The sequence below is a fragment of the Frankia sp. R43 genome (assembly GCF_001306465.1).
Taxonomy (GTDB): Bacteria; Actinomycetota; Actinomycetes; order Frankiales; family Frankiaceae; genus Parafrankia; species Parafrankia irregularis.
In genome coordinates this window covers 426,093-446,402 of sequence record NZ_LFCW01000004.1, presented here as the reverse complement: position 1 = coordinate 446,402, position 20,310 = coordinate 426,093, and the positions used below count along the sequence as shown (strand labels likewise).

The 20,310-nt window shown below is 72.5% G+C and carries 19 protein-coding genes; 8 read left to right on the top strand and 11 right to left on the bottom strand.

The genetic code is table 11. From position 1 onward, the window contains the following. Positions 1–106 precede the first annotated feature (106 nt). The 5 genes from ACG83_RS19265 (at position 107) to ACG83_RS19245 (ending at position 5,931) form a co-directional block, all read left to right on the top strand. Positions 107–1,396, top strand: coding sequence for a phosphotransferase (locus ACG83_RS19265; RefSeq protein ID WP_054567603.1), 1,290 nt, complete (start codon positions 107–109; stop codon positions 1,394–1,396). Positions 1,397–1,573: 177 nt separating this feature from the next. Continuing rightward, a complete protein-coding gene (locus ACG83_RS19260; protein ID WP_054567602.1) occupies positions 1,574–2,779 on the top strand; it encodes an acyl-CoA dehydrogenase family protein in 1,206 nt (401 codons plus the stop codon). A gap of 2 nt (positions 2,780–2,781) precedes the next feature. Next, positions 2,782–3,801 (top strand): acyl-CoA dehydrogenase family protein, encoded by a 1,020-nt coding sequence (locus ACG83_RS19255; RefSeq protein WP_054567601.1) that lies wholly within the window; start codon positions 2,782–2,784, stop codon positions 3,799–3,801. Then, positions 3,798–4,703, top strand: coding sequence for an enoyl-CoA hydratase/isomerase family protein (locus ACG83_RS19250; RefSeq protein ID WP_198955450.1), 906 nt, complete (start codon positions 3,798–3,800; stop codon positions 4,701–4,703). Before ACG83_RS19255 ends, ACG83_RS19250 begins: the two co-directional genes overlap by 4 nt. A gap of 13 nt (positions 4,704–4,716) precedes the next feature. Then, entirely contained in the window at positions 4,717–5,931 is a 1,215-nt protein-coding gene (locus ACG83_RS19245; protein ID WP_235498017.1) for a cytochrome P450, read from the top strand. 119 nt (positions 5,932–6,050) lie between these two features. Here the strand turns inward: ACG83_RS19245 and ACG83_RS19240 are convergent, their stop codons facing one another. The 9 genes from ACG83_RS19240 to ACG83_RS19200 all read right to left on the bottom strand — a co-directional run bounded on the left by ACG83_RS19240 (position 6,051) and on the right by ACG83_RS19200 (position 16,260). Then, entirely contained in the window at positions 6,051–7,364 is a 1,314-nt protein-coding gene (locus ACG83_RS19240) for an MFS transporter (protein WP_054567600.1), read from the bottom strand. Beyond that, positions 7,361–8,371 carry an ABC transporter substrate-binding protein gene (locus tag ACG83_RS19235; protein WP_235498016.1) on the bottom strand — a complete coding sequence of 337 codons (1,011 nt, stop codon included), beginning with the start codon at positions 8,369–8,371 and terminating at the stop codon, positions 7,361–7,363. Before ACG83_RS19235 ends, ACG83_RS19240 begins: the two co-directional genes overlap by 4 nt. Further along, entirely contained in the window at positions 8,368–9,249 is an 882-nt protein-coding gene (locus ACG83_RS19230; protein WP_054567599.1) for an ABC transporter ATP-binding protein, read from the bottom strand. The genes ACG83_RS19235 and ACG83_RS19230 overlap by 4 nt, the downstream gene beginning before the upstream one ends. Beyond that, positions 9,246–10,262, bottom strand: coding sequence for an iron ABC transporter permease (locus tag ACG83_RS19225; RefSeq protein ID WP_083473420.1), 1,017 nt, complete (start codon positions 10,260–10,262; stop codon positions 9,246–9,248). The genes ACG83_RS19230 and ACG83_RS19225 overlap by 4 nt, the downstream gene beginning before the upstream one ends. A 246-nt stretch (positions 10,263–10,508) precedes the next feature. Continuing rightward, positions 10,509–11,906, bottom strand: coding sequence for a YcaO-like family protein (locus tag ACG83_RS19220; RefSeq protein ID WP_054567598.1), 1,398 nt, complete (start codon positions 11,904–11,906; stop codon positions 10,509–10,511). A gap of 48 nt (positions 11,907–11,954) precedes the next feature. Further along, the gene (locus ACG83_RS19215; RefSeq protein ID WP_054567597.1) at positions 11,955–13,325 is read right to left on the bottom strand and encodes a YcaO-like family protein; all 1,371 of its coding nucleotides are present in this window, start codon (positions 13,323–13,325) and stop codon (positions 11,955–11,957) included. Then, complete coding sequence (locus ACG83_RS19210) at positions 13,322–15,103, bottom strand: CocE/NonD family hydrolase (protein WP_054567596.1); 1,782 nt, start codon at positions 15,101–15,103, stop codon at positions 13,322–13,324. The genes ACG83_RS19215 and ACG83_RS19210 overlap by 4 nt, the downstream gene beginning before the upstream one ends. After that, entirely contained in the window at positions 15,100–15,978 is an 879-nt protein-coding gene (locus ACG83_RS19205; RefSeq protein ID WP_054567595.1) for a hypothetical protein, read from the bottom strand. Before ACG83_RS19205 ends, ACG83_RS19210 begins: the two co-directional genes overlap by 4 nt. Before the next feature lie 93 nt (positions 15,979–16,071). Further along, a complete protein-coding gene (locus ACG83_RS19200) occupies positions 16,072–16,260 on the bottom strand; it encodes a streptamidine-related RiPP repeat protein (RefSeq protein WP_054567594.1) in 189 nt (62 codons plus the stop codon). A 714-nt stretch (positions 16,261–16,974) separates the two neighbouring features. On the opposite strand from ACG83_RS19200, the gene ACG83_RS45440 reads away from it, so the two are divergent. Continuing rightward, positions 16,975–17,133, top strand: coding sequence for a hypothetical protein (locus ACG83_RS45440; protein WP_161934775.1), 159 nt, complete (start codon positions 16,975–16,977; stop codon positions 17,131–17,133). 372 nt (positions 17,134–17,505) lie between these two features. Here the strand turns inward: ACG83_RS45440 and ACG83_RS19195 are convergent, their stop codons facing one another. Beyond that, a complete protein-coding gene (locus ACG83_RS19195) occupies positions 17,506–17,967 on the bottom strand; it encodes a DUF3592 domain-containing protein (protein ID WP_083473368.1) in 462 nt (153 codons plus the stop codon). 17 nt (positions 17,968–17,984) lie between these two features. Between ACG83_RS19195 and ACG83_RS19190 the strand changes: the two genes are divergently transcribed. Both ACG83_RS19190 and ACG83_RS19185 read left to right on the top strand, forming a co-directional pair. After that, positions 17,985–18,299, top strand: coding sequence for a hypothetical protein (locus ACG83_RS19190; protein ID WP_054567592.1), 315 nt, complete (start codon positions 17,985–17,987; stop codon positions 18,297–18,299). Positions 18,300–18,382: 83 nt separating this feature from the next. Beyond that, complete coding sequence (locus tag ACG83_RS19185) at positions 18,383–19,270, top strand: hypothetical protein (protein ID WP_054567591.1); 888 nt, start codon at positions 18,383–18,385, stop codon at positions 19,268–19,270. A 145-nt stretch (positions 19,271–19,415) separates the two neighbouring features. Here ACG83_RS19185 and ACG83_RS19180 read toward each other — a convergent pair whose 3' ends face one another. Further along, complete coding sequence (locus ACG83_RS19180; protein WP_054567907.1) at positions 19,416–20,261, bottom strand: sugar phosphate isomerase/epimerase; 846 nt, start codon at positions 20,259–20,261, stop codon at positions 19,416–19,418. Positions 20,262–20,310: the final 49 nt, after the last annotated feature.

Sequence of the window (20,310 nt, the reverse complement as noted above, 5' to 3'; positions counted from 1 at the left end):
TCCGGCGGGCTTGGAAGTACTCTGCGGTGCCGACGATGCGGTTCCCCCGAGGGGCGGGTGCATCCGGTCGAGCGGGCTCCCCACTCGAAACATAGAGGGATACTTTATGCAACCTTCCTATCCTGAATCGTTGTCCGGCCCTGCGTCCGGTTCCGGTTCCGCTTCTGCCGCCGCCGTCGACGTCGGCGTCGGCGGCGGCGTGACCGTCGACGCCGATGCCGACGCCGGCGCGCGCCGTGAGCCGGGTGCGGGTGCGGACGCGCCGGGCGTCGGCACCGCGGAGCAGATCGTCGATGATCCGGCCGAGATCACTCCGGCGTGGATGACCGCGGCGTTACGCGGTGCCGATGGTGCTCATGGTGCCGGCGGTGCCGCCGACGTCGAGGTCCGCGCCGTGAGCCACGAACCGATCGGCACCGGTCAGATCGGTTCCAGCTATCGCTTCCGGTTGGAGTACGCCCCCGGGCGCGACACCACGGCGGACGGCGCACCGGCCCCGCGCACGCTCGTGGTCAAGATGGGAGCCGGTGACCCGGGCGGGCGGGACGTGGTGCGCCGCGGCTACCGCAAGGAGGTCGGGTTCTACGCCCGGCTGGCCCGGGACTCCCGTATCAACATCCCGCGCTGCTGGCAGGCCGCGATCAGCCCGGACTCCCGTGCCTTCACCCTCGTGCTGGCCGACGCCGCCCCGGCGCGCCCGGGCAGCCAGGAGGACGGCTGCGACGAGGCGCAGGCCACCGACGCCGTCCGCGCGCTCGCCGGGCTGCACGCGTCGTTCTGGAACAGTGAGCTGCTCGCCGCCGAGAGCGACTGGCTGCCCCGCCCGCAGGACGCGGAGCTCGCGTTCCTGGCCGAGCTGCTGGTGGCGACCACGAAGGACTTCGGCGATCGGTTCGCCGGTGTGCTCGACCAGCGTGACGTCGACACGCTGCACCAGGCCGCCGCGCTGACCTACCAGTGGGAGAGCACCTGGCGCACCCCGTTCACCCTGCTGCACGGGGACTACCGGCTGGACAACCTGATGTTCCCGGCGCAGGGCCCGGGCGTGCTGACCGTGGACTGGCAGACGATCACCATCGGGTTGCCGGCCCGCGATCTCGCGTACTTCCTGTCCACGGCGCTTCCGCCGGCCGTGCGGCGCGCGGCCGAGCACCGGCTGGTGGCGGCCTATCACGAGCGCCTCGTCGAGCTCGGCGTCACGGGCTACTCGGCCGAACAGTGCTTCACCGACTACCGCAGCGGGATGCTGCACGGCCCGCTGATCACGGTGCTGGGCTGTATGTTCGCCGCCGGAGTGCGTTCGGAGCACTCCGACCGGATGTTCCTGTCGATGGCCCGGGGGATCTGCGCGGCGCTGCGCGACCTGGAGTCGCTGGACCTGATCGCGGGTTCCTGACGGCCGCTCGGCCCGCCGCTCGCCACGCCCGGCGGGCCGAGCGCCACGCCGACCGGTACGAGTGCCACGCCCGGCGGGCCGCTCGTACCGGTCGGCGTGGCGAGTTCCCGCGCCCGGCGCCGCGAGACCGGACGTCTGGCCGCCAATTGGCATAATGTATCCAATGGAGGTGGTCGGATGCTGCTCCTCGACTCCGAGTCCGAGGCCCAGTTCCGCAAGGAGATCCGGGCCTGGGTCCGGCAGGCTGTTCCCCAGCTCGGCGGGCCCCCGCCCGAGCGGGACTGGCAGGCCCGCCGGCGGTACGACAGCGCCTGGCAACGGATGCTTGCCGATGCCGGCTACGCGGGTATCCACTGGCCCCGCGAGTACGGCGGCCGGGGCGCCAGCCCGGCCGAGCATCTGATCTTCCTGGAGGAGTCCGCCGCGGCCGGTGCCCCCGACCTCGGCGTCCACTTCGTCGGCCAGCTGCACGCCGGGCCCACCCTCATCGCCGAGGCGACCGACGAGCAGCGCGCCTTCCACCTGCCCCGGATCCTGTCCGGGGAGGCGGTGTGGTGCCAGGGCTTCTCCGAGCCGGGCGCCGGCAGCGACCTCGCCGGTCTGCGCACCCGGGCCGTCCGCGACGGTGACCACTACGTCGTCACCGGGCAGAAGATCTGGACGTCCTACGGCCCGGTCGCCGACTACTGCGAGCTGCTCGTGCGCACCGACCCCGACGCGCCGAAGCACCGCGGGATCACCTGGCTGATCATGCCGATGGACAGTCCGGGTGTCGACGTCCGCCCGCTGCGGACCATCCACGGCGACAGTGAGTTCGCCGAGGTCTACCTGGACGAGGTTCGCATCCCGGTGGCCAACCGGGTCGGCGCGGAGAACGACGGCTGGCGGGTCGCGATGGTCACCTTCGGCTTCGAGCGCGGCACCGCGTTCGTCCGGGAGCTGATCACCGCGCGCACCCACGTCGCCGACCTCGCCGCACTCGCCCGGGTGTTGCCGCGGGGCGCCGGCACCGCCTGGGACGACACCGGCCTGCGCCGCGACATCGGCCGGGTCGCCGCCGAGCTGGACGCGCTGTGGGCGCTCACCAAGCGCAACGTCACCCGGGGCATGGTCGGGGTCATCCCGCCGGCCGGCGGCTCCGCGTTCAAGCTGTCCTACTCGGAGACGCTGCACCACCTGAGCGCACTGATCATCCGGGTGCTGGACCGGGCCGCGCTGAGCATGGACGACCTGCCTGCTCTGCCTGGGAAGCCGGGCCTGCCCACCGGCCAGCTGGTGCACGCCCAGCTGCACGCGTTCGCGATCAGCATCGGCGCCGGGACGTCGCAGATCCAGCGCAACATCCTCGCCGAGCGCGTCCTCGGCCTGCCCAAGGAGCGCTGAGCATGCACTTCGACCTGGATGAAGATCAGCGCGCGTTGCAGGACACCGTCCGCCGGCTGGCCGAGGAGATCTTCCCGGTGGAGCGGACCCGCGGCTGGGCCGAGCCGGGTGGGTTCGACCGGGCGGCCTGGAGCGCGCTCGCCGAGCTCGGCACGTTCGCCGTGTACCAGCCGGAGGAGCGCGGCGGGCTCGCGCTGCCGGTCGTCAACGCCGTCCTCGCCTACCAGACACTCGGCGCCTGCCTGGTGCCGGGCCCGCTGGTCGCGGCGGCGCTCGCCGCCGATCTCGACGGTGACAGCGGGGCGGTCGGCAGTGGGGAGGTCGTCCCGGCGGTCGTGGTGCGTCCGGAACCGGGCGCGCCGCTGCTCGTCGAGCATCTGCGCGACGCCGACGTCGTCTACGTCCTCGACACGCACGGCATCGAACGGCTCGACCCGGCGGCACTGACCGCGACGGCGGTCACCGCACCGCTGGACCCGACGACGCCACTGTCGCTGGTGACCGACCTCCCGCGAGGCGAGGAGGTCGGCGACGCGGCGCAGGCCGCCCGGTGGTCGCTGCTGGGATCGCTGCTCAGCTCCGCGCTGCTGGTGGGCCACGCGCTGCGCGTCCTCGACCTGGCGGTCACGTACGCGCAGCAACGCGAGCAGTTCGGCCGGCCCATCGGGACCTTCCAGGCCGTGAAGCACATGCTCGCGGACTGCTTCGCCCGCGGCGAGGTGGCCCGGGCCGTGGTCGACGCCGCGGGCGTGATCGTCGACGAACCCGGTGCGCTCGACATCACCGAGCCCGGGCCCGACGGAGCGTCGGCCGTCCGCGCCGTCGCCGCGGCCCGGGTGCTGGCCGCCGAGGCGGCGCTGCTCAACTGCCGGAACGCGATCCAGGTGCACGGCGGGATGGGGTTCACCTGGGAGGTGGACCTCCACCTGCACCTCAAGCGCGCCCTGCTGCTGGAAACCTCCTACACGACGTCCGACGCCGCCGCCGAGGCGGTCGCCCAGAGCCTGCAGAGAGTGCCGTGACGACATCGATCCCCACCCCGACGGACTCCACGCCGACGGAGCCCACCCCGACCACCGACGGTGCGCCCGCGGCCGTGACCGAGGTGGCCGCGGACGGTGAGCTGACCCTGACGGTGACCGCCGACGGCATCGCCCGGGTCACCCTCAACCGGCCGGACGCCGGCAACGCCCTCACCATGGGGCAGCGCGACGCCCTGCTCACCTGGTTCGCCCGGTTCAACGCGGACCCGTCCGTGCGCGTCGTCGTCCTCGGCAGCACCGGACGTTTCTTCTGCACCGGCGCCGACCTGCGCCAGCAGCGTGGCGCCGGTCCGCGCCCCGAGGGCGTGCCCGAGAAGCTCGTCGGTGACATCCGCCGGGCGATGACCACCGGCGGCATCAACGTGGTGCACGCGATCCTCGACTGCGAGAAGCCGGTGATCGCGGCCGTGCAGGGCACCGCGGCCGGTATCGGCGCGCACCTGGTGTTCGCCTGCGACCTGGTCGTCGCCGCCGACAACGCCAAGTTCATCGAGATCTTCGCCCGCCGCGGGCTGGCCGTCGACGGCCTCGGGACCTGGCTGCTGCCGCGGCTGGTCGGCCTCGCCCGCGCCCGCGAGCTGGTCCTGCTCGCCGAGGACATCCCGGCCACCCGCGCCGCCGAGATCGGCCTGATCGCGCGGACCGTGCCCGCCGAGGAGCTGGCCGCGACCGTCGACGACCTGGCCGGCCGGCTCGCCGCCGGGCCGACCCGCGCGCACAGCGCCAACAAGTGGCTGCTCAACCGTTCGCTGGACGTCGACCGGCACACCCTGGCGCAGGAGGAGGCCTGGGTCGTGGAGGCCCTGTCCTACACCGAGGACGCCGACGAGGGCGTGCGCAGCTTCGTCGAACGCCGCCCCACCCGCTTCCGCGGCTTCTGAGCAGGGGGAGACCATGACGCAGGGGGAGACCATGTCCACCGCCACCGACGTCTACTACGACCCCTACGACACGGAGATCGACGCCGAGCCGCATGCGGTGTGGCGGCGGATGCGCGACGAGGTGCCGGTGTACCGCAACGACCGGTACGACTTCTGGGCGCTGTCGCGGCACGCCGACGTCGACGCGGCGTCGCGTGACCCGCGGACGTTCAGCTCGGCGCGGGGGACCACGCTGGAGCTGCTCTCCTCCGGCGGTGAGGCGCCCCGGATGATGATCTTCATTGATCCGCCGGAGCACTCGCGGCTGCGGGTGCTGTTCTCCCGCGCCTTCACCCCGCGGCGCATCTCGGCGCTGCACGAGCAGATCCGTGAGGAGTGCCGCACCCTGCTCGACCCGCATGTGGGCAGTGCCGGGTTCGACTACGTCGCGGACTTCGGCGCCCAGCTGCCGTCGCGGGTGATCTCGGCGCTGCTCGGCGTGTCACCGACCGACCAGCCGCGGATCCTCGACGTCATCAACACGATGTTCCACATCGAGCCCGGCGTCGGCATGATCAACGACACCGCCCTCAACGCGATGTTCGAGCTGCACGGCTACCTCGTCGAGCAGCTCGCCGACCGGCGCGCGCACCCCCGCGACGACATGTTCAGCGCCCTCGTCCAGGCCGAGCTCACCGAGGACGACGGCACCACCCGCCGGCTCGACGACCAGGAGGCGGCCAACTTCGGTGTGCTGCTCGTCTCCGCTGGCACCGAGACGGTCGCCCGCCTGCTCGGCTGGGCGGGGCTCGCCCTGGCCGACTTCCCCGACCAGCGGGAGCTGCTCGTCGCCGACCCGGGCCTGATCCCGAACGCGGTCGAGGAGCTGCTGCGCTACGAGGCCCCCTCACCGAGCCAGGGTCGCAGGCTCACCAGCGACGTCACCCTGCACGGCGTCACCATCCCCGAGGGCAGCAACGTCCTGCTGCTCACCGGCTCGGCCGGCCGTGACGAGCGCGCCTTCCCGAACCCGGACGTGCTCGACGTCCGCCGGCGTATCGAGGCGCACCTGTCGTTCGGTCTCGGCGCGCATTACTGCCTCGGCGCCGCGCTCGCCCGCCTCGAAGGGCGGATCGCGCTGGAGGAGACCCTGCGCCGTTTCCCGCGCTGGGACGTCGACCGGGCCGGCGCCGTGCGCCTGCACACCAGCACCGTGCGCGGCTACAAGAACCTCCCGATCGCCGTGTGAGCGCGCTGGTCCACGTGGCGCAGCCGGGATTGGAACCGGCCCGTGAGTGGAGCAGCGATATATCGGAAACGGTGCCGACCTGGTCGGACACGGTCAGTTCGTGCGTGCTGACGGTGTACTCAGGCCGGTGCTCGGGTTGGCTGCGGGGCGGCGGGCGTGAGCGCGCCGAGGCGGTCGCGGTGGCGCAGCCGGGTGAGTGCTCCCGTGAGCAGGGAGACCGCGAGTCCGCTGCTGCCGAGGGCGAGGGCGGGGCCGAGCCCGGCGTGCTCGGTGACCAGCCCGCCGAGCAGGGCGCCGGCGGGTTGGCCGCCCCAGGCGATGATCCGTGCGGTGGTGTTGACGCGGGCCTGGAGTCCGAGCGGCGCGACGCTCTGGCGGATGACGATTCCGTTGAGGCTGACGAGGGTGTTGGCGGCCTGCCAGCCGAGCAGGGTGAGCGCGCCGAGGGTGAGGGTGCGGCTCGCGGACCAGCCGGCGAGGAAGAGCAGGCCGGCGGCGAGTCCGCCGAGGGTGATCCATCCCACCGGTAGATGTCGTTGCAGGGGCGGTAGGAGAAGGCTGGCGAGGAGACTACCGGCGCCGGCGGCGGCGTAGAGCAGGCCGATTCGTCCGTCGTCGCTGGGCAGGTCGAGGTGGCGGACGGCGACGACGACGATCAGGCCGGTGATGAAGCCGGCGGTGAGACTGTTGCCGACGCCGAGGAGAGTGAGGGTGCGGACCAGCCGGTGGTTCCACACCCAGCGCAGTCCTTCGCCGATCTCCGCAGGTAGCGACCGTCCCGCCGATGGCACGCCAGGCGTCTGCGTCTGCGTCAGCGTCTGCGTCAGCGGTAGGCGGGCCATGAGCACGGCGGACACGGCGAAGCTGGCCGCGTCGACGGCGATCGCGGTGCTTGCTCCGAGGGCGGTGGCGAGCAGGCCACCGGTTGCGGGGCCGAGCAGGGCGATGACGGTGCTGACGGCGCTGAGGCGTCCGGTGGCCTGTCCCATGAGGCCGGGCGGAACGAGGGCTGCCAGGGCACGGAACCCGGCGGCGTCGGAGAAGGTCAGCGCGGTCGCGCTCCCGGCGGCTGCGACCAGCAGGTGGCCGATGGTCAGCAGGCCGGCGACGTCGGCGAGCGGGATGCTGGCCAGCAGCAGGCAGCTGGCCAGCGCGGACAGGCCGAGGACGCGGCGTGGGTCGAGGCGGTCGGCCCAGGCCCCGGCGGGCAGGCCGAGCAGGAGGTAGGGGGTCGCTTCGAGGGCGGTGAGCGCTCCGGTGAGCGCTGGGCTGCCGCTGCGTTGGTAGATCAGCAGTGGCAGGGCGACAAGGCTGATCGCGGAGCCGGTCCAGGAGATCGCGCGGGCGGTAAGGAACAGCCGGTAACCACCTGCCGCCTGGCCGGTGGGGGTGTGGTCCGGCGGGGCCGCGTCGGCCGGAGGCGTGGTGGTCATGGATGCAGGGCGGCGGCGAGGGTTTCGACGCCGTCGACGCCGGCCAGGTTGGTCGAGTTCCACTGCGGCAGGAAGACGACCCTGCCGGTGCGGACCGCGGTCACCGCGGGCAGGGTCTCGGTGAGCGTCGTGCGAGCCGCTGTCTCGGTCTCACCGCCGCTGAGCAGATAGACGAGGGTGCCCGGGTTCTTCTGGAGGAGGCTCTCCTTCGACAGCTCGCCGTAGTACCGCCCGGCGGGCAGGGTCCCGGCGTAGATGTTGATGGCGCCGGCGCGGGCGGCGATGTCGCTGTAGACGCCTTCGTAGGTGTAGATCGCCCCACCGAAGCTGCTGATCATCGCGATGGGGACGGGTCGGGTGGCGTTCACCTTCGCGGCCACCGCGGCGAGGCGGGTGTCGATCTGGCCGGTGAGTTCCTGTGCCCTGGTCTCGACGCCGAAGATCTGGCCGAGGGCGGCCAGGTCGGTCCTGACGTCGGAGACCCGGGCGCGGGTGGCGTCGTCGGTGCAGAAACCGCGCAGGATCATCACCTGGGTGCCCTGGGCGGCGAGCTCGTCGATGGTGGGTAGCTGCTGGCCGTCGAACAGGTAGGAGCCGTCGGCCCAGATCAGGTCGGGGCGGGCGGCGAGGAGCCGCTCGCGGCTCGGGGCGGCGTCGCTGAGCACAGGGATGTCGGCGACGGCCGCGGCGTAGCCGGACCCGGCGGTGCCGTTGCCGGTGTTGTACTGGCCGACGACCCGGTCGGTGAGGCCGAGCGCGGCGAGCAGGTCGGTGCTGGTGGGCCAGCCCGAGACGATCCGGCTCGGCGCCTGGTCGAAGTGCAGGGTGCGTCCGCAGTTGGTGACGGTGACGGGGAAGCCTTCCGGGCGGCTGCCGGAGGAGGGGGCCGCGGCGGGGGCCGGGGAGTCACCACAGGCGGCGAACAGGGCACCGGACATCAGGAACGCCAGGGCGAGTGCAGGGGCGGTGCGGCGCAGCCGGTGCGGGCGAGAGGCGCGGTCGTTCACGGGGTTCCTTCGAGGCGTGGGGGTGATGACAGCGGTGTGTCGCCGGCGGGGACAGGGGCGGGCGACGGGCGGTCGGCCGGATCGGCCGGCCGGGGTACAGGGGGCGCGGTGAGGGAGGCGAAGGCGAAGTGGGGGCGGCCGGTGATGGGGTGGACGGTCCGGTGGGCGGCGACCTTGAACACCTGACGGAGCAGGTCGGGGGTGAGAACGTCGGCGGGGGGACCGGCCGCGAGGAGTTCGCCGTCGGCGAGGACGTGGACGAGGTCGCAGTAGGCGACAGCGAGGTCCAGGTCGTGCAACGCGGCCAGGACGGTGATGCCGAGGGAACGGACCAGGTCGAGCAGGTCGAGCCGCGCGCCGATGTCCAGGTGGTTCGTGGGCTCGTCGAGGACGAGCACCCGCGGCTGCTGGGCGAGCGCGCGGGCGAGCAGGACGCGCTGTTTCTCACCACCGGACAGGCCGGCGAAGGGCCGGTCCGCCTGCCCGGTCATGCCGACGGCGCTCAGCGCGTCGGTGACGACCGCCCGGTCGTTCTGGGACGCCGGGCTGAAACTGCTCTGGTGCGGGAGCCGGCCGGTGGCGACAATGTCGCGGACCCGCAGGTGGACCTCCCCGGCGTTCTCCTGGGTGAGCGCGGCCACCCGCCGTGCGGTGGCCCGCGGGCCGAGATCACGGTGCAGGTCGACACCGTCGAGGAGCACGGCCCCGGCTCGGGGCCGCAGGGCGTGGTAGACGGTCCGCAGGGCGGTGGACTTGCCACTTCCGTTCGGTCCGAGCAGGCCGACGAACGTGCCCGGAGGGCAGTCCACCGTCAGGTCCCGCACAATCGGCGCGCCGGCCAGGTGAACCTCGACGGCGTCGAGGCGCAGCCCGGTCACGGCGTACCCGCCGGGGTGCCGCGGTGCAGAAGCACCAGGAAGAACGGAACCCCGACGACGGCGGTCACGACGGTGAGGGGCAGTTCCAGCGGCACGCCGACCGTCCGGGCGGCGAGGTCGGCAAGGACCAGGAAGTTCCCCCCGAGCAGCGCGGACAGCGGCAACAGCCGCCGGTGGTCGGCGCCGACGATCAGTCGTACGCAGTGCGGGGCGACGAGGCCCACGAACTGCACGCCTCCCGCGACCGCGATGACGGCGCCGGTCAGCAGCGCGGTGACGACGAGCAGTTCGGTGCGCAGCCTGCTGACGGCGACACCCGCCGACGCGGCGAGGTCGTCGCCGAGCAGCAGGGCGTTGAGCGCACGCCCGCGCAGAACCAGCCAGCCGGTGCACACACCGACGACCGCGGCCGGCAGGCCGAGCTTCTGCCAGTCCGCTCCCGACACCGTCCCGAGCAGCCAGAACAACAGGTGCGCCAGCTGGTTGCTGCTGACACGCAGTTGCAGGTAGCTCGTCGCCGCCTGCAACAGGTAGCCGAGCGCCACGCCGGCCAGCAGCAGCCGGCCCGGGTCGACGCGGCCCCCGTTCCGGCCGAGCACCAGCACCGCGCCGAGGGTGAGCAGGCCGCCGGCGAACGCCGCCCCCGACACACCCAGCCGGGCCAGCCAGCCGACGCCGCCGGTGCCGCCGAGGGTCAGCGCCGCGACGGCGGCCAGCCCCGCGCCGGAGGAGACCCCCAGCACGTAGGGGTCGGCGAGCGGGTTGCGGACGACGGCCTGCAGGGTCGCGCCGGCAACCGCGAGCCCTGCGCCGACGACGAACCCCAGCAGGACCCGGGGGACCCGGACCTGCCAGATGATCTGGTCGTGGAGGCCTGTCCGCGGCTCGCCGCCACCCAGGCCGGCCGCGGTGTGGGCGAGCACGCTCGACCACACCTCACCCACGGGGAGGCGGACCGCGCCGAGGCTCACGGCGAGCGCGAGGACGACGGGAGTCGCGGCGACGAGTGTCACGAGAAGGACCAGGAACCGGCCCTGGCCGGCGGTCCGTGACCGGGACGCCGGCAGGCGCGGCAGGGGTGTGCGCCGTCGCGGCTGGCGGGACGCTCGCGGCGGTCGGGCGACCGGTGGCGCGGTCGAGGATGCGGTGGACAGGATCTCCCCCAGGAGGAACGGTGCGGCGCGGAGCGCCCGACAGGCGAAGGGCCGGTGGGCTGCTTTCACGTCGGCACACGAGGCGGTCCCGCGAGCCGGCGTCGGTCAGTGCGGCAGCGGTATCGACGGCAGGACCGCGGTGCGCGGTGCGGTGCGCGCCGCGGGCAGTCGGTGTCCGCCGAGGAACGGCAGCCCGACCGCGGTGTTGCTGTACAGGCCGGGGACGACGACCCGCGTGACGTGCAGGCCTGCGCGGCGCACGTCCGGTGTGGTCACGTCGACCGCGACCGCCCGGTGACCGGCTCCGGCGAGCCGGTCGACCAGGTCGAACAGGTCGGCCGCTGCCGGTCCGGCTGCGCGCGCCGGAGCGGATCCGAGATCCGTCAGCTCGACGCATCCGACGATGGTGTCCGCAACGGTCCGGCGGAACCTCTCCCGCGCGGCCGGGTCGAGGAAGAGCTGGAGGTGGCAGCCGTAGTCCACGACGTCGGACAGGTCGTCGCGGTAGGAGCGGAGGTAGGCCCGATCAGACCGCCAGGGCCGTAGCGGGCTGGACGGGCTGGCCGCGACCTGGGCGTAGGGCCCGTCGGGGTCGTCGTAGTCGGCGACGAACAACTGCAGCTGCAGCGCCTCCCCGCACGCTTTCAGCGCCGCGTCCACCGGGTCCGGATGCACCCCCATGCCCAACGTCAGGTAGCCGGTCCGGTCGTCGGTGACCAGCGCCCCGACGACCGGCACGCCGAACTCGTCGTCGAAGGCGAGGAACCGGACGTCCAGCGCGCCCTGCGGCCCTCGGCAGAAGTCCCGCAGCCAGCCCGGCGGCAGCGCTTCGCGAAGGCCCCGCCCGCCGAACCAGGACATGGTCATCGCGTCACGTTCGACGACTTCCAGCAGCGCGCCCCCCTCGGCGCTCGCGCGGTCCGGGCCGGCGGCGAGACCGGCCTGGATGATCGGGTTGGTCCGGGGCACCGGATGGGCGGCGGCAGGAGCGTTCCAGGACACCCAGACGAGCGACGCCGGCACGAGGACCGCGATGCCGGTGCGCAGGTCCCGGCCGGCCGCCCACTGCTGTTCGAGGTCCCGGCTCATCGGGACCAGGGGGAACCCCGGCGTCGCGTACTGAGCGGGTGAGTACAGCGCGAGCTGGTCCGGGTCGATCGCCTCGACGCCGGCGTCGGCGAGATCCCGGTAACTGGCGGTGGTCAGTCCCGCCGGGACGAGGTTGCCGCAGTACCGTTCAGCGGCCTCGCCCAACGCCGCGGCGAGGGCGCGCCGTGGATCCGCGAAGGCGTAGCCGGCCCCGGTGGCGTCCGCCGGCCACGGCCCGAACCAGGTCGTGTCGCACAGCCAGGCGTGGGTCAGGCTGAACGACGGCGGGAACCAGGGCGGGATCCGGCGGGGTGCCAGCCGGCGCACGATTCCCGTCCGCTCGTCGTACAGCGACGGGTACGGCAGGTCCGCGGCGGGCGGTTCGGGGACCAGGTCGGTTGTCGTGGGATTCATGAGAGGTCAGCCTCCTTCGTCACCGGTCACCGAAAAGGAACCGCGCGGTCAGGCGAGCGGCAGGGGGTGGCGGACGAGGTCGTCCTCGGTCAGCGGACGGCTGCTCCAGCCCAGCGCGGCCGGAACGTCGTAGAGTCGCCGGCCGCCGCGCAGTGGGTAGGCTGGTGGACCGTTCCCGACCAGCCCGGGCACCACGACGCGGACCACGTGCAGCCCGGTGCGGGCCACGTCGGGGGTGGTCAGGTCGATCGACACCGCCCGTAGCCCACGCCTGTGCAGGCGCTCCAGGTAGGCGGCGCGCGTGCCGTCGAGGGACGGGCCGCCTGCTCGAGGCAGGTCGTCGAGACGGACGGCCTCGTCCGGACACAGCCGGCCCAGGGCGCCGCGTTGGACGTCGGGATCGAGATAGAGCTGGGCCACGGCCGGCAGATCCACCAGCTCCCGGTAGTCCTCACTCACCGAGGCGCCATAGCGGCGGTCGGCGCGAAACGGCAGGAAGACGTGGTCCTCGATGTCACCGGCGGCGACCGCGCGCCATACGTCGCTGTCGGGGGTGGCGAGCTGACGGGTCAGGGTCAGCAGCTGCAGCGCCTCGACCAACGCCTTGACCGCTGCGGTCGACGGGTCCGCGCGGCAGGCGCTGCCGAATGCGACGACGCCCGCCGCCTCGTCGGCGAGGAACGCGGCGAGGACCGGAACGCCGAACTCGGAGGGCACCGCCAGCAGCCGCACGGTCAGCGGATGGTTCGGGTCGGGGCGGCCCAGCTGGCCGGTCACCCGGCCGTCATCGAGAACCGTGCGGGCCGGGGCTCCGGACGCCCACCAGATCGTCGTCGCGTCCCGCTCGAACAGCTCCTCCAACGCGGCCGTCTCCGCCGCGCCCCGGCTCGTCCCCGCGGCGATCCCGGAGTACATCAGCGCGTGTGTCGGCGGCTCGGCGCGGTGCGGGCCGTGGAAATAGTCCAGATAGACCAACGACGCCGGGACGAGGACCGGCCCACCGGCGGCCAGGTCGGTACCGGGCACCCAGGCGACCTCCAGCTCCCGGGCGAACGGGACGAACGGGAATCCACGTGTCGAGTACTGCCGGTCCGAGTACAACGCCAGGTCGTTCGGGTCGACCGCCTGAACACCCCGCGCGGTCAGCGCGTCCCAGCTCGCTGTCGGCAGGTCGGTGGGCACCGCGTTGCCGCAGTAGCGCTCCACCGCCTCACCGATCGCCGCCGCCCGCGCCCGCCGTGGATCGCCGAGAGTCGCGCCGAAGCCGAACCCGTCCGCGCGCCACCAGGCGAACCGGTCGGCGCGCGCCACCCGTGCGCTGCGTCCCAGCCAGCCCGACGGCATGCCAGGAGGGGGTGGCTGGTCGACCACTCCCGTCAACAGCCCCAGCCGGGCGTCCACGAGCGGTTCGCCGTTCATGGATGTGGCCCTTCGCCTGCACCCGTTACCGCGAGCAACTGGTCATCCCCGGAACCGAAGGCACGCTCGGCCGGCCCGGCCGTCCTGTCCCGCCCGGCCTTCCCGTCCCGCTCGATCTCCGCGGTGACGCCGAGGCCCATCACGGAGAGCACGAGGCGGATTCCTGCGCGAGCGGGCTCGAACAGCACAGTCTGCGTGCACGGCCGTGTCGCGGCGGTGGTGTACCGGTCCTGCCCGGTGCCCAGGTTCCGGGCCAGATTCGGATGATCACTGCCGGTGATCTCCAGGACCAGTCGAGCACCGGTAGGCAGTTGCTCCACCGCACCTGCCAGCGTGACGGCGAAGGCCCCGCTGGTGCCGGCCGGTGCCGTCCGGACGGCGCTGCCGAAGGCGATCTCGAACAGCGCGCCGTCGACCTGCCAGCCGAGCACCCGCACGATCCAGTCAGCCGCCGGGCCATCCGCGGCGGCCGACAGCTCCACCCGTCCACTGCCGAGGAGCGTGACGGGGGCGGGCAACGGGTCGGAGACGAACCGGACGGCGTCCTTCCGGCCGAGCAGGGGCCGGCGGTCCGCGCCGGGGACCGTGGAGGGAAATGGATCCGCCGGGTCGTAGCGGAAACTCCGCCCGCCTGCCGGTCCGGAGTCCTCGACGGACAGCGATTCGTCGGCCCCGGCGTACCAGACCGTGTCGGTCGCCGGGGTCGGCGGCCACTCCGTGCACGCGACCCACCGATCGGCGCCGCGGACGAAGACCTCCGCTCCCGACGGTGCCTGCGAGGCCGGCGGCGTCGGCGCGTGCGGTGCGGATGCCGCGGGTGACACCACGGGGAGGGCCGAGGAGGCGGGTGCGGGCCGCAGCACGGCGCGCAGCCAGTCGACGCAGCGTGTCCCGAAGTCGTAGCGCGACGTCGGTCCGTGGTCGCGGTCGCCGACCCGGCTGGTCGGGGCGAACGCGAGATCGTGGCCCCACGCCCCGACAAGCATTCGCCTCGGCGGCCGAGGGGTGATCGCGGAGCCGACCAGGTCCCAATGGGTGAGGGTCTCGGTGACCAGCAGGTCGTACCAGCCGCCGACATGGAACGCCGCCGCCCTCACCCCGGCCAGCTCCTCGTCGGTCAGCACCTCCGGACCAGGTTCGGGACCGGTGTGCAGCAGGTCGGCCCAGTGCGGCAGGGACGCGCCCATCCGTTCGGGTAGCTCGCAGACGGGAAGGTGGTCGAGCACGTCGGGCTGGCGGGCGTGCACCAGGCGGACCAGCCCGTCCCGGCTGGTCCGTCCGTCCGCTCGTTCCAGCCACCAGTAGGCGTGCTCGGCGAGGCGCAGGACGCCGCTCGGCTCGAACTTGGTCCGGTGCAGGCCCATCGACGGGCCGAGGCTCACCACCGCCCGTACCGCGTCGGGGCGCTCCACCGCGAGGGCCCAGGCGGTGAACCCGGAGTAGGAGCCCCCGTAGGCCACGAGCTGGCTGTCGCACCACCGCTGGTCGATGATCCAGTCGGCCAGCGCGGCGCCGTCGGCGCGCTCGTCGCGGTAGGGCCGCCACTGCCCGTCCGAGTCGTACCGGCCCCGGACGTCCTGCACGACGTAGCCGAAGCCCCGCGCTGCCCAGCCCTGGCCCTCGGTGAGATGGGTGCTGCGCCCGTAGGGGGTGCGCGTCACGACCACCGGGACCGGCCAGTCCACCCGCGGCGGCAGGTGGACGTCGACCGCGAGCGGCGTTCCGTCCGCGCCGGCGACCCGTAGGTTCGTCCACATCTCACCCGGCGCCGCGCTCATGTGCGCACCGACCCGGCGGGTCGCGCACCACGCCGCGGCGCGGCGGGTGACGCCACGACTGGCAACGGCAGGACCGGATGACGACGCGTCTCACCGTCGGGACCGACCTCGACCTGGACGTCGATCTCCGGCAGCTGGTCGGTTGCCCACCAGCGTTCCACCTCGCCCAGCAGCAGCCCGGCCGCGACCGCCACGACACCGCGCCCCGGCCATGGCACCGGCGGAGGCTCGGACGTCGAAGCACCCAGCCAGGACCAGTGCGCCAGCAACTCCTCCGGCGTGCCGGCAGCCGCGAGCCGACGACCCCGCACGTCCTCGTAGCCGGCGCTGCGGCCAGGCACCGTCAGCGGACCAACGAACAGTGACAGCCCTTCCATGTGCGCACGTGTCCACGCTGTCGCGTGCTGCGCGCACCATCGCTCCACTCGCCGCCAGTCCGTGTCCGGCAACCAGCCCGCGCAGTCCACCAGCACATCCGCGCCGCGCACGACGGTCTCGTCGACCGGCCCGCGCCGCACCCGCGTCGCCCACCCTGCCGCGAGATCCGCGACGAGCCGCGCGACCGGGCCATCCCCTGCCACATGCAGCACCGACGGCCCCGGCCGGACCCTGGCGGACGAATCCGCGTCGACTATGACGCCCCGTCCTCGAAGCGCCTCGGCCAACTGGCCGATGACCGCGTCGGACCGCTCGTCGCCGTCCGTGACCAGTCGCGCCGGCTCCGCCTTCCTCGGCGGGGGACCGCACAGACGCTCGCGAAGCCGGGCGACCGCCTCCGACGGGCCCGTCACCCGCAGAAACGCATCCCCCGGCCCCAGGACACGCCAGCTGCCGTCCGGGAACTCGTACAGGTGATGCCCCTCAGCCAGCCTCACCGACAACCCTCCTTATTGCTGTGGCGGCAACCGTGCTGTGGCGGCGACCGCACGGGGGCCGGGCCGCTTGGGCGCGACCCGGCCCCCGCCGACTCAGCGAGCGATCACGAACGGGCTGTGGACCAGCGCGTTGGTGCCCGGCCCCTGCGGCGCCGCCACCGGGGCGGCTACCGCGACCGGCTCGATCACGAACGGGCTGTGGACCAGCGCGTTGGTGCCCGGCCCCTGCGGCGCCGCCACCGGGGCCGCCGCCGCGACGGGTTCGACTCGGAACTCACTCACGACTGCCTCCTACCTGTAATGAAAACGGAAACCATTTCCGTGTCGCAGACAGTAGGTGTGTCGGGAGGGTGGACGCAACCAGTTCGGGCAACTACTTTCGGTTACGATCGGATGGTCTGGGTGGTAGGGCGACGCCGCGGCCGACCCCGGATCCCGCGCCCCGTGCTCGCCGGTGGGTCGCCAGGCGCGAAGTCGGCCAGCCCCTCCGGCGGCGACAGTCGGGTCGACGCCATCGCGACGGACCGCCCATGGAACCCGAGCCGGTCAGGCCGTTCCGTGCTCGCCGGCTCTGATGTCGATGTGTCGGGTGTGGCTTTGATGCGCTGAAACGCCGGCCTGGCATATGTGCCCTTGACTCTGTGGCCGGTCGTCGACCATCGAGTCGTTGTGGATGTTCCGGGATCCTCCGTGTAAGGATGATTGCGCTCGCCGCGGTGTTCTGTATGGCTCGGAGTGGGGGCGTTCCGACCTCTGGAAACCAGGCAATCAGAGTAGCCTCGTTGGGAGGTGCTGATGATCGTGTTCGGCTGTATCGCCGTCGCCGTGACGAATTCCTCGTCATCGCCACTCTTTCCCGCCGGTCCGAGTTCGCGATGCTGCCGGCGATCGGTGCCACGCCGCTGCAACGTCGAGGGACCTGGCGCTGGGGAGCCGTCTACCCAGGCCGGCGCCTGCATTGTCGGGACCGTGTTTGCGCTGCCGGGGTCGGCTGCCATGATCTACCCGCTGTGCAACGGCGACCGCATCGTGCCTGCCGTCGACCCGGCCGAGTACACCGGAATCGTCGCGTTCACGTTGGTACCCGTCCTCGGGGCCACGGCTCTTCCGGCCTGGACGAATGCGCGCATCCTGGTCCGCGCAGCGGACGGATGATGTCGCTGCTTCAGGTGCACTGGTCTGCGGCGGAGCGCGGCGTGCCGAAGGACGGTGACCGCTGTGCCATCGGGCGCAGGTTACGGGCTCACGGCGGCACCCTGCACGGCGTCACCATTCCCGCGGGGAGCAACGTCCTGCTGCTCACCGGAGGAGACCCTGCGCCCGCTTCCCGCGCTGGGACGTCGACCGGGCCGGCGCCGTGCGCCTGCACACCAGCACCGTGCGCGGCTACAAGAACCTCCCGATCGCCGCATGACGGACAGATCGCGCGGGGCCGGGGCCGGGGCCCGGCCGGGCGTCCCCGGGCGTCCGCAGGCTCGGATTACGGGAACGGGCGGCCCGCCGGGTTGCCAGCGAACTCACCACCCGTCACATCCTGAAGGGCCACAACCCGACAAAAAACAATATGAAGGCGCCCAGCAGTCCGATCCCGACGACCAGGAAGGCGAAGTCCATGATGACCCTCGCGATGCCGGCACCGGAGGGGCTGTGGGCGAGATTGGCGGGGTCGCTGCGGTCGTAGACAACGTCAACCTGCCCGCCTGCAGGGTAGGAGCCGGAGACCTCCCCGACATACTTCTCTCCGTCGACGGTATAGCTCACCCTGGTGGCGTGTTCTTTCCAGCTCGTGGTTTCATCGCTCCGCCACTCGTAGCGTGTGGAGATTGCCACCGCGGTCGTGTGCACGCCATTGTTCCGTAACGAAAGACCAGAAACTGCATTGTCGAGCAGCCAGCGGTTCATGAGCAGTAGAGGGGCGAGGCCGGCCAGGAAGAACAGCGAATAACCGACAACTGTCAGGTCGCCTCGGAACCGGTATGGCAGACGCATCAGGAATCCCTGGTCCGATGGAGCGCGCGGTCGGTCCTGCGGGCGGAGTGCAGCGCCTCTTCCCGTGCGGCGACCGGCTGCCCGACCGCCTCATCTCCGGTCTGAAGATACCGGGCCTCGCTGACCGGAGCAGCCATCGCGAGGCCGCAGACGGCGGCGGAGACCGCGGCGGCCGTTTTCCGGAACTGGACCGCATGACCCTGGTGGGCACCGCGACGGAGCCAGGGTGCCGCAGCGGCCCGCATGCCGAACATCTGGCGCCGGTCGTCACCCGCTTACTGGCAGGTGTCGGAAGTCGTCGGGAGGACGTCGTGCACCAGGCCGATCCGTAGCGCCTGCTCGGCGCTGACCTCCGATCCGTGGCAGGGCCTGCCACGACCACCGCGGAAGCGGTCCCGGGGCGTAGGGTTCGCGGGTGGCTACTGCCGCCGAGTACGCAGCTGGTCGGGTGGACGCGGTGCGCGACGATCCGGCGGGGCGGTTGGCGTTGCTGGGCTCTCTCTACGCGGCGCCACCGGGTTGGCCCGAGCTGCGGCTGCCGTATCGGCGGGCGGCACTGGCGTTCATGCGCTGGCAGCTACGCCGCGGCCTGCTCGCCCCAGTGGCCGGTGCGGCGCCGGGCAGTGCCTGGTGGCGGGCCGTCAACGAGCGGCTTCTGCGTGACACCGCCGAGGCGCGAGGCCACGTGGTTGGCATGGGTGGTCCGATGTCCTCGCCAAGCGCCGCGTCGTCGGTGGCGTTCGCCCGCCGGCCTTCGGTACGGGCGTGGTACCGCGCGCACAACGCGAGCGTCGTGGCCGCGTATCTCGAGCACCGGGCGCTGGCCGACGCCGAAAGCTATGTGGAGCGGTTCTTCCTGAACCTGGTGCTGGTCCGCGTACTGTACGCGCACGCGCTGGTGGCCGCTCCGCGCCTCGCGATGGGCTGGTTGGGGCCGGTCGCGCCCCTGCTGGGTGACCCGCGGGTGGGAATGACCGGTATCTTTCTGTCGCTGTCCCGGGTGCTGCCTGACCGGTATCCGCTCGAGGGCGACCTGCAGGGGTATATCGACGACGAGCACGGCCTCGGTCGGTTGCTGGACGTCGGGATGATCGTGCCGCGCCTTGACGCGCTCTACTCCTGGTCAGCTGCGGAACTGTCGATTCCCGCACTCACCGGGCTGATCCGGAACCAGGTCCCGTGTTATGCCTGGGACCCCAGCGACGGGAAACCCTGGGACCCGGCCCCGAAGCTGGTTGATCGAGCGCTTCGGCGGATGGTTCCACCTGGTGGGGCGTCCCATGCCGGTGGCAGCACCATGTGATCGCAGCACCGTGTGACCGGCGGTTTCAGCTCCCATGCCGGTCGCGCGCCCCAGCCCTGTCAACCGCGCAAACGGATGACGGTGCTGCTGTCGGTGCACGTTCCGCGGAATCAGGGCTCCGCGCACCCCGCGGCGTGATCCGACCTCATCCGTTCGGCGAGAACCTCCCGCGAAGCGCTGCCGACGTGGCTGTGAATGCCCGGCGGGCCATTTCCGCCGGTCCGAGTGCCGCGAGTGAGGCCGAATACACCTCGGTCGCGATGATCGGCGTGGCTCCCCTCGCGGCGAGAACGTCCAGAACCGCGTCGATGTCAATGTCGCCGACGCCGGGCAACAGCCGCGCGGTGGTCGTCTCCACGACCGGGTCCTGCGCCGGCGCAGCGGGCGCGTCGCAGAGCTGGACCACGTCTATCCGTGCCGGGGGTACGGTCCGCAGCACGTCTTCGCTCGGGCCGCCGGGCTGGCGGAACCAATGCCAGAGATCGAGGACGAGACCGAGGTTGTCGCGGTTCACCGCGTCCAGGAGCCGTGCCGCCGCGGAAAGGGTCGGCACCACCGTCCACGGCAGGAACTCGAAGCTGATCCGCAGGCCCTGGTCCGCCGCGACATCGCACAGGCAGGCCAGTCGCGCGGCGACCTCGTCGAGGTCTGCCGTCCCGGGACGCGAGGTCGTGATCGCGATGATGTGCGCCGCCCCGGCGCGCCGGGCGAGGTCCACGAGCGGCGCGGCTTCCGCCGCGATCGCGGGCCGGTCGGCGGTGGCCCACTCCATCGCCACCTCCACCGTGGCGATCGACAGCCCACGATCACGATGGCGGTCGAAGTATTCCTGCGGGGCCATTCCGGCGGTGACGGCGCCGTCGAAGTGGGATCTCGTCATCTGGACTCCGCTGAAGCCCGCCGCTGCGACGGCATCGACGAGCCCGCGAATGTCGTCGGCGCCGGCCGGATGGCCCAGCGGTAACAGTGTCGGTGCCGAGATGACGGTCATGAGGATGATCTCCAACCAGAGCGCGGGAAGGGTCCAGGACGGCGTTCAG

What these genes read in the sequence shown, in the direction of transcription:
- ACG83_RS19190 (WP_054567592.1), top strand. Translation starts at nt 17,985, where the DNA reads ATGGAGCGCGCGGTCGGTCCTGCGGGCGGAGTGCAGCGCCTCTTCCCG.
- ACG83_RS19245 (WP_235498017.1), top strand. Translation starts at nt 4,717, where the DNA reads ATGACGCAGGGGGAGACCATGTCCACCGCCACCGACGTCTACTACGAC.
- ACG83_RS19260 (WP_054567602.1), top strand. Translation starts at nt 1,574, where the DNA reads ATGCTGCTCCTCGACTCCGAGTCCGAGGCCCAGTTCCGCAAGGAGATC.
- ACG83_RS19180 (WP_054567907.1), bottom strand. Translation starts at nt 20,261, where the DNA reads ATGACCGTCATCTCGGCACCGACACTGTTACCGCTGGGCCATCCGGCC.
- ACG83_RS19240 (WP_054567600.1), bottom strand. Translation starts at nt 7,364, where the DNA reads ATGACCACCACGCCTCCGGCCGACGCGGCCCCGCCGGACCACACCCCC.
- ACG83_RS19210 (WP_054567596.1), bottom strand. Translation starts at nt 15,103, where the DNA reads ATGAGCGCGGCGCCGGGTGAGATGTGGACGAACCTACGGGTCGCCGGC.
- ACG83_RS19265 (WP_054567603.1), top strand. Translation starts at nt 107, where the DNA reads ATGCAACCTTCCTATCCTGAATCGTTGTCCGGCCCTGCGTCCGGTTCC.
- ACG83_RS19255 (WP_054567601.1), top strand. Translation starts at nt 2,782, where the DNA reads ATGCACTTCGACCTGGATGAAGATCAGCGCGCGTTGCAGGACACCGTC.
- ACG83_RS19195 (WP_083473368.1), bottom strand. Translation starts at nt 17,967, where the DNA reads ATGCGTCTGCCATACCGGTTCCGAGGCGACCTGACAGTTGTCGGTTAT.
- ACG83_RS19220 (WP_054567598.1), bottom strand. Translation starts at nt 11,906, where the DNA reads ATGAATCCCACGACAACCGACCTGGTCCCCGAACCGCCCGCCGCGGAC.
- ACG83_RS19215 (WP_054567597.1), bottom strand. Translation starts at nt 13,325, where the DNA reads ATGAACGGCGAACCGCTCGTGGACGCCCGGCTGGGGCTGTTGACGGGA.
- ACG83_RS45440 (WP_161934775.1), top strand. Translation starts at nt 16,975, where the DNA reads ATGATCTACCCGCTGTGCAACGGCGACCGCATCGTGCCTGCCGTCGAC.